Genomic DNA, 13038 nt, shown 5'->3' with positions numbered 1-13038 from the left:
GGTGTCATGCGACATGGGCTGCCTGCTGGATGCGATGGGGATGGGTGAAGATTTCGAAGCGGTCGGGGCGGGCCAGGCCGATCAGGGTGATGTTCAGCTTGTCAGCCAAGGCGACCGCCTGGGCCGTGGGGGCCGAGACGGCGATGATGACGGGCTGGCCAAAGGCCGCGACCTTTTGGACCATGTCAATCGACACCCGCGAGGTCAGGACCACGGCGCCAAACAGCGGCGGCGATTGCAGCACGCCGGGGATCGTGCGGTTGTCCCAAGCCCAAGCCCCCGCCAGCTTGTCCAGCGCGTTGTGGCGGCCGACATCCTCGCGGACGGCAAGCATTTTGCCATACCACAGGCCCGCCGCATGGACCGCCCGGGTCACGTCATGCAGCTTTTGAAACTGCGGCAAGGCGGATACGGCGGCCATGACCTCGGAAGGGCTCATCGAAAGGTCGGTGCTGACCGGCGCCAGCTCTCGCAACGCCTCGTCGATGGAATCGATGCCGCAAAGCCCGCAACCCACCGGCCCCGCCATATAGCGCCTGCGGGCCGCGAGCCGCGCCTCGGCGGATTTTTTCACCCAGATTTGCAGGTCAATGCCTTTGGAGGTTTCAACCGGCGTGATCTTGGTGATTTCCTCCAGCTCTGCCAGACCCTCGGTCAGGGCAAAGCCACGGGCAAAGTCGCGCAGATCGGCGGGCGTCGCCATCATCACCGCCTGGGTCGAGCCGTTGAAAGAGATCGCCACCGCCACTTCCTCGGGCAGCGCGCGGCCGCCCGAAGTCATGCCGTCCGGCCCAAAGGCCAGACGGGTCTGGGGGCGATGCCCTTTCATTCGGCCGCGATCCGCCGCGACTTGCTGGCCTGGGCGTTGTAGCCCTCTTGCCATTCGGTCGGGCCGTTCGACAGCGCCACTTGCACCGCCGTCACCTTGTATTCCGGGCAGTTGGTTGCCCAGTCCGAAAAGTCGGTGGTGACGACATTGGCCTGGGTGTCGGGGTGGTGGAAGGTCGTATAGACCACGCCCGGATTGACCCGGTCCGTCACGGTCGCCCGCAAAGAGGTCTCCCCGGACCGCGAGGCCAGCTTGACCCAATCGCCCTCTTTGACGCCGCGCTGTTCGGCGTCATGGGGGTGGATCTCCAGGATGTCCTGGTCATGCCACACCACATTATGCGTCCGGCGCGTCTGGGCCCCCACATTATACTGCGACAGGATGCGCCCCGTCGTCAGCAACAGCGGAAAGCGGGGCCCGGTGCGTTCGTCCGTCGCCACATATTCCGTGTTGATGAACCGCCCCTTGCCGCGGACAAAGCCGTCGACATGCATCAGGGGCGTGCCCTCGGGCGACTTCTCGTTGCAGGGCCATTGGATCGAGCCCATGGTCTCCAGCTTTTCGTAAGTCACGCCGGCGAAGGACGGCGTCGTCAGCGCGATTTCCTCCATGATTTGCGCGGGATGGGTGTAGCCCCACTCCGCCCCCATGGCGTTCGCGAACATCTGGGTGACTTCCCAATCGGCATAGCCCTGACGCGGCGCCATGACCTTGCGGACACGGTTGATGCGGCGTTCGGCGTTGGTGAAGGTCCCGTCTTTTTCCAGGAAGGTCGAGCCCGGGAAGAAGACATGGGCGTAATTCGCCGTCTCGTTCAGGAAAAGGTCATGGACGATGACGCAATCCATCGCAGCCAAGCCCGCCGCCACGTGCTTGGTGTCGGGGTCGGATTGAAGGATATCCTCGCCCTGGCAATACAGCCCCTTGAAGGTGCCCTCGACGGCGGCATCCAGCATGTTGGGGATGCGCAGGCCGGGTTCGTTGTCGATCTCGACGCCCCAAACCTGACGGTAGATGTCGCGCACCGCCTCGCCCTTGACGTGGCGATAACCCGGGAGTTCGTGGGGGAAAGACCCCATGTCACAGGAGCCCTGGACGTTGTTCTGCCCCCGCAGCGGGTTCACACCGACGCCCGGACGGCCGACATTGCCGGTCAGCATGGCAAGGTTGGCGATGCCGATGACGGTGGTCGACCCCTGCGAGTGTTCGGTGACGCCCAGCCCGTAATAGATCGCGCCATTGCCGCCCTTGGCATACAAACGCGCGGCGCCCCGGACTTCCTCGGCCTGAACGCCGGTCAGCAGCTGCACGGCCTCGGGCGAGAATTGCGGCTGGCTGATGAACTCGGCATAGGCTTGGAATTCGTCCCAATCGCAGCGGTTGCGGATGAAGTCCTCGTCAAAAAGGCCTTCCGTCACAATGACATGCGCCAAGGCGCTGACAACGGCCACGTTGGTGCCGGGCGTCAGGGCCAGATGGTGCGCGGCCTTGTAATGCGCGCCCTGCACGGTTTCGGTCCGGCGGGGGTCGACGACGATCAGCTTGGCCCCCTTGCGCAGCCGCTTCTTCATGCGGGAGGCAAAGACCGGATGGCCCGAATGAGGATTGGCGCCGATGACCATGATGACATCGGCATGTTCCACCGAATCAAAGTCTTGCGTGCCCGCCGAGGTGCCAAAGGTTTGCCCCAGGCCATACCCCGTGGGCGAATGGCAGACCCGCGCACAGGTGTCGGTGTTGTTGTTGCGGAAGACCGCCCGGGTCAGCTTTTGCACGAGGAAGGTTTCCTCGTTCGTGCAGCGACTGGAGGTGATCACGCCGACCGAATGTCGGCCATGCGTGTCGATGATCCCCTTCATCCGGTTCGCGGCAAACGCCATCGCCTCGGCCCAAGAGACCTCTTGCCAGGGGTCTTCAATCGACGACCGGATCATCGGCGACAGGATGCGGTCGCTGTGGCTGGCATAGCCATAGGCGAAGCGCCCCTTGACGCAGGAATGGCCGCGGTTGGCCTTGCCATGCTTGTAGGGCGTCATGCGCACCAGCTCATCGCCGCGCATTTCCGCCTTGAACTGGCAGCCAACGCCGCAATAGGCACAGGTCGTGATGACCTCACGCTGAGGCGTCCCGAGTTCGATCACCGACTTTTCCTGCAGCGTCCCGGTCGGGCAGGCCTGCACGCAGGCGCCACAGCTGACGCAATCCGAGGTCAGGAAGCTGTCCGACTTCAGGCCCGCGCTGACGCGGCTGTCGAACCCGCGCCCCGAGATCGTCAGGGCAAAGGTCCCTTGCACTTCCTCGCAGGCCCGGACGCAGCGCGAGCAGACGATGCATTTGGCCGGATCATAGCTGAAATAGGGGTTGGAATCGTCCTTGGGGATGTAAAGCGGGTTCGCCTCGCCGTTGCTGCGGGCCTGGAAGTGGTTCTCCACAGCCTCATAGCGCACATCGCGCAGGCCAACGGCGCCGGCCATGTCCTGCAACTCGCAATCGCCATTCGCGCTGCAGGTCAGGCAATCCAGCGGGTGATCGGAGATGTAAAGCTCCATCACCCCCTTGCGCAGTTTCGCCAGCTTGGCGTTCTGGGTGGAGACTTTCAGCCCGGGTGCGACCGGCGTGGTGCAAGAGGCGGGCGTGCCGTTGCGGCCCTCGATTTCCACCAGACACAACCGGCAGGACCCAAAGGCGTCGATGCTGTCGGTCGCACAAAGCTTGGGCACCTGGATGCCGATTTCGGCCGCGGCCCGCATGATCGAGGTGCCTTCGGGCACCGTGACCTCGAAGCCGTCGATCACCAGGGAAACCATGGTCTTGGACTTTGCGGCAGGGGTCCCGAAGTCGCGGTCCGGGATGATGAAGTCCTTCATGTCACGCGCCTTTCTTCTGGGCCAGCTGATGGGCCACAATCGCATTTGCATGGCCATGTCCAAGGCCATGCGTCTCTTTCAGATGCCCCACGATCTGCATGTGGGGTTGGTCCAGCAGGGGGGCTACCACCGCGAACCAGTGGTCCATGGGCTGGCCGTATTTCGCCTCGATCGAGGGGAAATAGCTGGCCGGGCCCCCAATCTTGGGTTTCGCATCGTTTTCCGTCATTCCGCCGCCTCTTTGGCTGCGAAATCATCGGGGAAATGGGTCAAAGCCGACATGACCGGGTAAGGCGTGAAACCGCCCAAAGCGCACAAAGAGCCCGACTTCATCGTCTGGCACAGGTCGATCAGCAGCGGCTTGGCGTCAGTGTCGCCGCGCGCGATGCGGTCGACGGTTTCCACGCCGCGCACCGCACCGATGCGGCAGGGGGTGCATTTGCCGCAGCTTTCGATGGCGCAGAACTCCATGGCGAACCGCGCCATGCCCAGCATATCGGCGCTGTCGTCAAAGATGGTCAGGCCGGCATGGCCGATCAGACCCTCTTTGCCCGCGAATTCCTCATAGCCAAAGGGCGTGTCGAACAGGCTGCGGGGGAAATAGGCACCCAGGGGCCCGCCCACCTGCACCGCCTTGACCGGACGGCCCGTCAAGGTCCCGCCGCCGATCTTGTCGACGATATCGCCCAGCGTCAGACCGAAAGCGACCTCATAAAGCCCGCCATGCTTCACATTCCCCGCGATCTGCAAGGGGATCGTGCCCCGCGACCGACCCAGGCCAAAGCCCTTGTAGAACTCTGCCCCGCGCGCGAAAATCACCGGCACCGAGGCCAGCGAGATCACGTTGTTGACCACAGTGGGCTTGCCCATGAAGCCCTCCAAAGCGGGCAAGGGCGGCTTGGCGCGCACAATGCCGCGTTTGCCTTCCAAGGAGTTCAACAGGCTGGTTTCCTCGCCGCAGACATAGGCGCCCGCGCCAACTCGGACCTCCATGTCGAACTGCCGGCCACTGCCCAGAACGTCGCCCAGCAGGCCACCGGCCCGCGCAACCTCCAGCGCCTTTTGCATCACCGCAATCGCCACCGGATATTCGCTGCGGATATAGACAAAGCCCTTCTCGGCCCCGCAAGCCAGGCCGGCAATCGCCATGCCCTCGATCAGCGTCAGCGGATCGCCCTCCATCAGCATCCGGTCGGCAAAGGTCGCGCTATCGCCCTCGTCCGCATTGCAGACGATATACTTGCGGTCGCCCTTGGCCTCGGAGACGGTCTTCCACTTGATCCCGGTCGGGAAGCCCGCACCCCCGCGCCCCCGCAGACCCGAGGCCGTCACTTCCGCCACCATCTCGGGCGCGGTCATCGCCACGGCGCGCTTCAGCCCCTCAAGGCCCCCATGTGCCACGTAATCCGAAAGCGACAGCGGATCAACGACCCCCACCCGAGCAAAGGTCAGCCGCGTCTGGCCCTTCAGCCAGGGCAGGTCCTCGGTCAGGCCCAGCGCCTTGGGATGGGCGGCCAGATCGCCAAACAGCCCCGCCACATCGCCGGGCTCCATCGGGCCAAAGGCCATGCGGCCCTGGGGCGTGACGACCTCGGCCAGGGGCTCCAGCCAGACCATCCCGCGTGAGCCATTGCGCACCAGATCGACCGCAACGCCCCGCTTGGACGCCTCGGCCAGGATCGCCGACGCCACCTCATCCGCGCCAAGCGCCACGGCAGCCGAATCCAAAGGCAGGTAAATCTTCAACGTCATTTCAGGCCCCCCAGGATTGCATCCAGCTTGGCCGCATCCAGCCGCCCGACCAGCTTGCCATCCACCAAAGCCGCAGGCCCGCAGGCGCACAGGCCCAGGCAAAAGATCGGCTCCAAAGTCACCGCGCCGTCCTTCGAGGTCTCATGCCAATCCAGCCCCAGCTTTTCGCGCACATGATCCGCAAGACCATCCGCCCCGACCGATTTGCAAGACTCCGCCCGGCACAGCTTCAGCACATGCCGCCCCGCAGGGTGTTCGCGGAAGTCGTGGTAAAACGACATGACGCCCGCCGCCTCGGCCTTGGTGATCACCAGCGCCTCGGCGATGACCGGAAGCGCCGCCTCGGGCACATGACCAAACTCGGCCTGAACGGCATGAAGGATCGGCAAAAGCGCGCCCTCCATGTCTTTGTGCGCAAAGAGGATCTCTTCGACACGGGCAATCATGCTGGCGGAATCAAGCATCCCGGGACCTTTCGCTGGCTTTCCCGCCTTTCTGCGTCAGGTCACGGGGGCAATCAATATCAAACTCCCGTCAATCAATAGCCAAATCCTATCAATGCTGCAGTGCACGGGGTTTCCAAAGGGGAGCGTGCTCCCCTTTGGGCAGGGGGTCCGGGGGGCGGCAGCCCCCCGGCTACCTCCCAGGCCGGTGACAAGGGCGTAAGCCCGCAGATCACCGCCGGGACAGCCGCCCGGCTTCCTCCATCAAGGCCATCAAGACTGGCGTTTGCGGGTCCCGCTTCGGCGCGATCAGCCCCACGACATGCTCGGCCTCTGGCGACACAATCGGCACCGAGACCAGCCCCGCGCCCCGGAACATATCCGCCAGCCGTTTCGGCACGACCGAGGCCCAGCGCCCCGACATCACATGCCCGATCAAGGCCATCGAGGAATTGCTCTCTACCCCCGGCGCGGCCTTCACCCCGGCTTCGGCCAACAAGGCATTGACGATGCGCCGGTTCTGCATATCGCCGGTCAAAAGGCAGAGGTTCTCCCCGGCGACCTCGGCCCAAGTCACCTGATCCCGCCCCGCAAGCGCCGACCCCGGCGCGCACAGGAACCGGTAGTATTCGACATAAAGGCTGACCTGGGACACCCGCCCCAGCGGCTCGTTGTCCAGATAGGTGATGCCGGCGTCCAGCTCCAAAGTCTCGATCCCCGCGAGGATCTCGGCAGAGGTCCGCGACAGTACCGTCACCCGCACATTCGGATGCGCCGCGGTAAAGGGCGCGGTCAGGTCGGCCACCATGGGCAAAGCGGTCGGGATCACCCCCAGCCGCACCACCCCCGACAGGCCCTTGTGGACCGACCGCATCTCGTCGCGCATCGACCGCACATCGCCCAAGATGCGCCGCGCCCAGTCCAGCACGCGCGCGCCTTCGGGCGTCAGACCCTGAAACCGGCTGCCGCGATAGACCAGCTGGACGCCCAACTGATCCTCCAGCGCCCTGATCCCCGCGGACAAGGACGGCTGCGTCACGCCGCAAACCTCGGCAGCTCGGCCAAAGTGCCGTTCCGCCGCCAAAGCCACGAACATTTCCAGCCGGTCGATCATGCCTCACCTTGTTCTGACGCCCGCACCACCATAGCTTCAACCCATGCAATTTCCCATCTTCCCCCGCAAGCCCACCGTCGCCGTGATCCGGCTGCAAGGCGCCATCACCTCGGGCCGTGGCCTGTCGGATGCCGCGACCGCCCCCCTGATTGAACGCGCGTTTGCCAAAAAGCCCAAGGCGGTGGCGCTTCTCATCAACTCGCCGGGCGGGTCCCCGGTGCAAAGCTCGCTGATCGCCGCCCGCATCCGCCGTCTGGCCGAGGAAAAGCAAATCCCCGTCCATGCCTTTGTCGAGGATATGGCGGCCTCGGGCGGCTATTGGCTGGCCTGCGCGGGGGATGACATCTGGGTCGATCCCTCGTCGATCCTGGGGTCGATCGGGGTGATCTTCGCCTCCTTCGGCTTCCCCGAGCTGATGGCGCGCCAAGGCATCGAACGCCGAGTCGTGACGGCGGGCACATCCAAGAGCCTCGCCGATCCCTTCCTGCCCCAGCGCGCCCAAGATATTGACCGGCTGAAGGCGATCCAGGCCCCGATCCATCAGGCCTTCATCGACCATGTCAAGGCGCGGCGCGGCAACCGCCTTGCGGATGCCGACCTGTTCAACGCCGATGTCTGGGTGGGGAGCCAGGCCGTGCAAATGGGCCTTGCCGATGGCGTGGCCCATCTGGTGCCCAAGATGAAGGCGCTTTACGGTGACAAGGTCCGCTTTCAGGTCTTTGGCCCGAAAAAGGGCCTGTTGTCGCGCTTTGGCTTGAACCTGGCTGAAGACATGCTGCAAACCGTCGAAGAGCGCCTGATGCGCGCAGGCTTCGGGGCCTAGATCGCTGAGGGACTGAATGTTCAAGATCGTCATCGTCTTTCTGATGGTCATGCTGATCATCTCCATGGCGGCTTCGGCCGTCACGCGGTTCTTGCGTGGCGCGGCCCCGCCGCCCCGGGTGGACAAAGGCCAAACCCGCGCCAAATGCGGCCATTGTGGGCGGGCCGTTCTGGGCACCGCCCCTTGCGTTTGCGGGAAGGGATGACATGCGTGCCTTGGTGACAGGAGCGGCCAAACGGGTTGGCCGCGAGATTTCTTTGTATCTGGCCCGGCGCGGCTTTGACGTGGCGGTCCACTATTCGGCCTCCGCCCCCGAGGCCGAGGCCCTGGTGGCCGAAATCCGCGCGCTGGGTCGTCAGGCCGTGGCGCTGCGGGCCGATCTCTTGGACGAGTCGCAGGTGGTCCCCCTGGTTGCCCGTGCGGCCGAAGCGCTTGGCGGGCCGCTGACGCTTTTGGTCAACAACGCCTCCATCTTTGAATATGACAATGTGAAGTCCGGGACCCGCCGGTCCTGGGACCGCGCTTTGGAAAGCAACCTGCGCGCGCCTTTTGTCCTGACCCAGTCCTTTGCCGCCCAGGCGCCCAAACCCGTGCTGGACGCGGCCAATGAGCCTCTGTCGCAAGCCCTGATCGTCAACCTGATCGACCAGCGCGTCTGGAAGCTGACGCCGGAATTCATGAGCTATACCATCGCCAAGATGGGCCTGTGGACCCTGACCCGCACCGCCGCCATGGGCCTGGCGCCCGATGTGCGCGTGAACGCCATTGGCCCCGGCCCGACCCTGCAAGGCGCGCGGCAGTCCGATGCGCACTTCGCCAAACAGCGCGCGGCCACGGTTTTGGGGCGCGGCTCCAACCCTTCGGATATCACGGCGGCGCTTGGATTTTTCCTCGATTCCCCCGGTGTCACCGGCCAGATGATCGCCACCGACGGAGGCCAGCACTTGGGCTGGCAGACCCCTGATGTGCTTGGTCTGGAATGACCCTGCGACGACTTGTCCACTTTCGCTACCACCGTCAAAAAACGTTCACGAAATATTTAGGTTTATCAGGGCCTTGCCTTTGGCTAAAGATTCTCTTCAATAAAATCAATTGGTTAACATTGTGCCTAAATTTTAGGCAAACCAATCAGGGCCCAAGAATCCAAGGCAAAATCCGGTCTCCCGAAAACTTCTCCGCAGACTTATCCACAGAAGCTGTGGACCTCTTCCCCCTTGCCCCCAGTGCCATATCATTGCAGCACCGACAGGGAATCGGAGGCCAAAGATGACGGAACCCAAGACCGGCCAAGAGCTGATCCAGGACTACCTGAAAACGCTGGATGGCTCGCCCGGGGTCTACCGGATGCTGAACGCCGCCGGAGAGGTCCTGTATGTCGGCAAGGCGCGCAACCTGAAGGCGCGGGTGTCGAATTATGCGCGCGGCAACGGGCACAGCGCCCGGATCGCGCGGATGATCTTTGAAACCGCGTCGATGATGTTCCTGACGGTCAAGACCGAGACAGAGGCTCTGCTGCTGGAGCAGAACCTGATCAAACAGCTGAAGCCGCGCTACAACGTGCTGCTGCGCGACGACAAAAGCTTTCCGAATATCCTGATCGGCAAGGAGCATGGCTTTCCGCAGATCAAGAAGCACCGGGGGAAAAAGACCGAGAAGGGCAGCTATTTCGGCCCCTTTGCCAGCGCGGGCGCCGTGACGCGGACGCTGAACCAGCTGCAGAAGGTTTTCCTGCTGCGCAACTGCACGGACAGCATGTTCGCGGGGCGGACGCGGCCCTGTCTGCAATACCAGATCAAGCGTTGCTCTGGCCCCTGTGTCGGCAAGATCGACGAGGCGGGTTACGCCAGCCTTGTGGCCGATGCGGAACGTTTCCTGCAGGGCAAGACGACGACCGTGCAGTCGAACCTTGCGACCGAGATGGCCACGGCGTCACAGGCGATGGAGTTCGAACGGGCGGCGGCTTTGCGCGACCGCATCCGCGCGCTGACCCATATCCAGTCGGCCCAGGCCATCAACCCGCATGGCGTGGCCGAGGCCGATGTGGTCGCCCTATATCTGGAACATGGCCAGGCCTGCGTTCAGGTCTTCTTCATCCGCGCCAACCAAAGCTGGGGCAACCGCGACTTCTATCCCAAGACCGGCGCGGGGGCCGAGGAACCCGAGATTATGGAGGCCTTCCTCGCCCAGTTCTATGACGACAAGGAACCGCCGCCGCTGATCCTTTTGTCGCATGGCGTGGAGAACCCCGACCTGGTGGGCGCTTTGCTGTCCGACCGCGCGGGGCGGCGCGTCGAGGTGGCGATCCCCCAACGCGGCGAAAAGGCCGAGCTGGTGGAAAACGCCGCCCGCAACGCCAAGGAAAGCCTGGCCCGGCGGATGTCCGAAAGCAGCACCCAGAACAAGCTGCTGCAGGGTCTGGCCGAGGCCTTTGACCTGGATGCGCCCCCCAAGCGGATCGAGGTCTATGACAACGCCCATATCCAGGGTTCGGATGCGGTGGGCGGGATGATCGTGGCGGGGGCGGAAGGGTTCCTTAAATCCCAATACCGCAAGTTCAACATCAAGTCGGATGCGGGCAAGAATTCCGACGACTTCGGCATGATGCACGAGGTCCTGACCCGCCGCTTTGAACGCCTGATCAAGGAAGACCCCGAGCGCAAATCGGACGCCTGGCCCGACCTGCTGCTGATCGACGGCGGCGCGGGGCAGGTTTCGGCGGTGGCCGAGGCTTTGGCGGAAATGGGGGTGGATGACGTCGCCTTTATCGGCGTGGCCAAGGGCATCGACCGCGACGCGGGCAAAGAGGAATTCCACCGCCCCGGGGTGCCCGCCATGGCGCTGCCCCGCAACGACCCGGTCCTGTATTTCATCCAAAGGATGCGCGACGAGGCCCACCGCTGGGCCAATGGCGCGCATCGGGCGAAACGCGCGGCCAAGGTCTCGATCACGCCTTTGGACGACATCCCCGGCGTGGGGGCGACCCGCAAACGCGCGCTTTTGGCGCATTTCGGATCGGCCAAGGCGGTCAGGGGCGCGGCCATTCCCGATCTGATGGCCGTGGACGGGATTTCGGCGGCCATGGCCGAGACGATCTACAACTTCTTTAACCCCTGAGCTGTGGCCCCAAAAAACCGTCACAAATCCATCATCAAACCGTTACGCGCGCCTTCTACCCCGGACCCAAAACGGAGGGCGCGATGGGTGAAGCAAACGACTGGATGGCCGAAGAGCTGGCCGATATCCTGGATGAAGACCTGGAGCTTGAACTCGAAGACGCCACGATCTCGCGCGAGGTCGCGCGGCTTTATCGCGAGCGTCACCCCGATGCGCTGGACAGCCGGACCTATCTGCAGGCGCTGATCCATCTGCAAGCCGAGCTGATCAAGCTGCAGGATTGGGTCGTGCACTCCAAGCAAAAGGTCGTCGTCCTGTTCGAGGGCCGCGACAGCGCCGGCAAGGGTGGCGTGATCAAGCGCATCACCCAGCGGCTGAACCCGCGTGTGGTGCGCACCGTGGCCCTGCCCGCGCCGTCCGACCGCGAAAAAACCCAGTGGTATTTCCAGCGCTATATCCCCCACCTGCCTGCCGCCGGTGAAATCGTGCTGTTCGACCGGTCGTGGTATAACCGCGCCGGCGTCGAGCGGGTGATGGGCTTTGCCAGTGAGGACCAAGTGGAGGAATTCTTCCGCTCGGTCCCGGAGTTTGAACGCATGCTGGTGCGGTCGGGCATCAAGGTCATCAAATACTGGTTCTCGATCACCGACGAGGAACAGCAGATGCGCTTCATGATGCGCATCCATGACCCGTTCAAACAGTGGAAGCTGTCGCCCATGGACCTGCAAAGCCGGGTCCGCTGGGAGGATTACACCAAGGCCAAGGAAGACATGTTCGCCCGCACGAACATCCCCGAGGCGCCATGGTATATCGTCGAGGGCAATGACAAAAAGAAGGCGCGGTTGAACTGCATCGACCATTTCCTGTCGCTGAACCCCTGCCATCCGGTCCCGCATGAGGAAATCACCCTGCCGGAACGGGTCTTCAACCCGGATTACGAACGCGCCACCCTGCCGCGCGAATTGTATGTGCCCGAGAAATATTGAACCCGCTCAGATGGCGCGCAGACGCGGACGGCCAGGGGCCATAGACCTGTGACGACAGGCTAGGTGGAAAAGACGGGCCAGGCGGAAAAGACAGGCTAGGTGGAAAAGACGGGCCCTGTGAAGAAACCGGCCAAATGAAATAAAGCGGCCCCGGATCACGTCCGGGGCCGCTTTGGTCTTGGGGCGGTCGTGGCGCCAGATCAGCGGGTCATTCTTCGACGACGTCGCCGCCCTCGTCGCCGCCCTCGTCCCCACCTTCGTCGGAGGAACCGTCATCGGTGGCGCCCTCGTCAGCGCCCTCTTCGGCCGATGCATCGTCACCGGACTCGGTGGTGGTGCCATCGTCGACGGCCTCTTCGCCCGCAGCCGCAGCCTCGTCGTCGCTGGCGGAATCCGCGCCGGTCATCTCCTCTTCGGCGAAGTCCTCCGAGGCCGCAGCCTCTTCGATCAGCGTCTCAGAGCTTTCGTAGGAGTCCGAGATCTCGGAGGCATATTCCGCGGTATATTCGCTGTAAGAGAAGCTTTCGTAGGAATAGCTTGACCAGGTCGACACGGTGGTCACGTCGATCACGGTCGCATAGCTTTCCAGCGTGATCGTGGTCGCATAGGTCGCAGCCTTGCCCGCGCGCCAGCCGTCGAAACCGAAGTCAAAGGTGCCTTTCTGGATCCAGTAATAGACCACCTCGTCCAGGGTGATCGGATCGGTGATCGCATGGCCATGGGCCAGGCTGATGACGTCGCCCGGCGCGACGCCGGCGGCATCGGCCACGCCATCGGGGGCGACAGCCAGAACCAGAACGCCGGCCTCATCGGCGCCAAGGCCGAAGGCGCTGCGGACCGCGTCATCGACGGGGATCAACACGGCATCCAGCGCGCGGCTGACATAGGGGGCGGGCAGATCGGCCGCCAGGGCCGGCAGGGCGGCCAAAACAAGGCCAAGCGGGGCAAGACGCAGAAGTCTGGACATGAAGACCCTTTCCAAGGTTTGGGGATAGCGCAGGTAAAGCAGTCGCCCCCTTAACGTCCAGTGAACTCTGGTGTGTTTTCGCGCGCTGCGGCAGGATGGCCACGAAGTTCCGCGCAAGCGCGCAGAGGCCCTTTCCCGTGACA

At 63.8% G+C, this 13038-nt stretch carries 12 protein-coding genes; 5 read left to right on the top strand and 7 right to left on the bottom strand.

Annotated elements, in window-relative coordinates:
* Nucleotides 1-4 precede the first annotated feature (4 nt).
* The 6 genes from fdhD to NX862_RS07375 all read right to left on the bottom strand — a co-directional run bounded on the left by fdhD (nucleotide 5) and on the right by NX862_RS07375 (nucleotide 7005).
* Nucleotides 5-829 carry a formate dehydrogenase accessory sulfurtransferase FdhD gene (gene fdhD, locus NX862_RS07400; RefSeq protein WP_264493245.1) on the bottom strand — a complete coding sequence of 275 codons (825 nt, stop codon included), beginning with the start codon at nucleotides 827-829 and terminating at the stop codon, nucleotides 5-7.
* Nucleotides 826-3696 carry a formate dehydrogenase subunit alpha gene (gene fdhF / locus NX862_RS07395; protein WP_264493244.1) on the bottom strand — a complete coding sequence of 957 codons (2871 nt, stop codon included), beginning with the start codon at nucleotides 3694-3696 and terminating at the stop codon, nucleotides 826-828. The genes fdhD and fdhF overlap by 4 nt, the downstream gene beginning before the upstream one ends.
* Nucleotide 3697: 1 nt before the next feature.
* Nucleotides 3698-3925, bottom strand: coding sequence for a DUF4287 domain-containing protein (locus tag NX862_RS07390; protein ID WP_264493243.1), 228 nt, complete (start codon nucleotides 3923-3925; stop codon nucleotides 3698-3700).
* On the bottom strand, nucleotides 3922-5442 hold the full coding sequence (locus tag NX862_RS07385; protein WP_264493470.1) for a formate dehydrogenase beta subunit: 1521 nt from the start codon (nucleotides 5440-5442) through the stop codon (nucleotides 3922-3924). The genes NX862_RS07390 and NX862_RS07385 overlap by 4 nt, the downstream gene beginning before the upstream one ends.
* A gap of 2 nt (nucleotides 5443-5444) precedes the next feature.
* Nucleotides 5445-5912 (bottom strand): formate dehydrogenase subunit gamma, encoded by a 468-nt coding sequence (locus tag NX862_RS07380; RefSeq protein WP_264493242.1) that lies wholly within the window; start codon nucleotides 5910-5912, stop codon nucleotides 5445-5447.
* Between the two features lie 211 nt (nucleotides 5913-6123).
* Nucleotides 6124-7005: a LysR family transcriptional regulator gene (locus tag NX862_RS07375; protein ID WP_264493241.1), complete on the bottom strand. Its 882-nt coding sequence runs from the start codon at nucleotides 7003-7005 to the stop codon at nucleotides 6124-6126.
* Between the two features lie 43 nt (nucleotides 7006-7048).
* Here NX862_RS07375 and NX862_RS07370 point away from each other — a divergent pair, with 43 nt between their 5' ends.
* The 5 genes from NX862_RS07370 (at nucleotide 7049) to ppk2 (ending at nucleotide 11928) form a co-directional block, all read left to right on the top strand.
* Complete coding sequence (locus NX862_RS07370; RefSeq protein WP_264493240.1) at nucleotides 7049-7828, top strand: S49 family peptidase; 780 nt, start codon at nucleotides 7049-7051, stop codon at nucleotides 7826-7828.
* A 16-nt stretch (nucleotides 7829-7844) separates the two neighbouring features.
* Nucleotides 7845-8033, top strand: a complete 189-nt coding sequence (locus tag NX862_RS07365; protein WP_264493239.1) for a hypothetical protein — start codon at nucleotides 7845-7847, stop codon at nucleotides 8031-8033.
* A gap of 1 nt (nucleotide 8034) precedes the next feature.
* Nucleotides 8035-8811, top strand: a complete 777-nt coding sequence (locus NX862_RS07360; protein ID WP_264493238.1) for an SDR family oxidoreductase — start codon at nucleotides 8035-8037, stop codon at nucleotides 8809-8811.
* A 283-nt stretch (nucleotides 8812-9094) separates the two neighbouring features.
* Complete coding sequence (gene uvrC / locus NX862_RS07355) at nucleotides 9095-10942, top strand: excinuclease ABC subunit UvrC (RefSeq protein ID WP_264493237.1); 1848 nt, start codon at nucleotides 9095-9097, stop codon at nucleotides 10940-10942.
* Between the two features lie 83 nt (nucleotides 10943-11025).
* Nucleotides 11026-11928: a polyphosphate kinase 2 gene (gene ppk2, locus NX862_RS07350; RefSeq protein WP_264493236.1), complete on the top strand. Its 903-nt coding sequence runs from the start codon at nucleotides 11026-11028 to the stop codon at nucleotides 11926-11928.
* A 208-nt stretch (nucleotides 11929-12136) separates the two neighbouring features.
* Here the strand turns inward: ppk2 and NX862_RS07345 are convergent, their stop codons facing one another.
* Entirely contained in the window at nucleotides 12137-12895 is a 759-nt protein-coding gene (locus NX862_RS07345; protein ID WP_264493235.1) for a serine protease family protein, read from the bottom strand.
* Between the last annotated feature and the right edge of the window lie 143 nt (nucleotides 12896-13038).

The organism is Stagnihabitans lacustris, assembly GCF_025950525.1.
Taxonomy (GTDB): domain Bacteria; phylum Pseudomonadota; class Alphaproteobacteria; order Rhodobacterales; family Rhodobacteraceae; genus Stagnihabitans.
The sequence above is the reverse complement of the archived record's forward strand: the minus strand, read 5'-3'. Positions and strand labels throughout refer to the sequence as shown.

Coding starts and splice junctions, on each gene's coding strand:
- ppk2 (WP_264493236.1), top strand. CDS start 11,026: ATGGGTGAAGCAAACGACTGGATGGCCGAAGAGCTGGCCGATATCCTG.
- NX862_RS07365 (WP_264493239.1), top strand. CDS start 7,845: ATGTTCAAGATCGTCATCGTCTTTCTGATGGTCATGCTGATCATCTCC.
- fdhF (WP_264493244.1), bottom strand. CDS start 3,696: ATGAAGGACTTCATCATCCCGGACCGCGACTTCGGGACCCCTGCCGCA.
- NX862_RS07370 (WP_264493240.1), top strand. CDS start 7,049: ATGCAATTTCCCATCTTCCCCCGCAAGCCCACCGTCGCCGTGATCCGG.
- NX862_RS07360 (WP_264493238.1), top strand. CDS start 8,035: ATGCGTGCCTTGGTGACAGGAGCGGCCAAACGGGTTGGCCGCGAGATT.
- NX862_RS07380 (WP_264493242.1), bottom strand. CDS start 5,912: ATGCTTGATTCCGCCAGCATGATTGCCCGTGTCGAAGAGATCCTCTTT.
- uvrC (WP_264493237.1), top strand. CDS start 9,095: ATGACGGAACCCAAGACCGGCCAAGAGCTGATCCAGGACTACCTGAAA.
- NX862_RS07345 (WP_264493235.1), bottom strand. CDS start 12,895: ATGTCCAGACTTCTGCGTCTTGCCCCGCTTGGCCTTGTTTTGGCCGCC.
- NX862_RS07390 (WP_264493243.1), bottom strand. CDS start 3,925: ATGACGGAAAACGATGCGAAACCCAAGATTGGGGGCCCGGCCAGCTAT.
- fdhD (WP_264493245.1), bottom strand. CDS start 829: ATGAAAGGGCATCGCCCCCAGACCCGTCTGGCCTTTGGGCCGGACGGC.
- NX862_RS07375 (WP_264493241.1), bottom strand. CDS start 7,005: ATGATCGACCGGCTGGAAATGTTCGTGGCTTTGGCGGCGGAACGGCAC.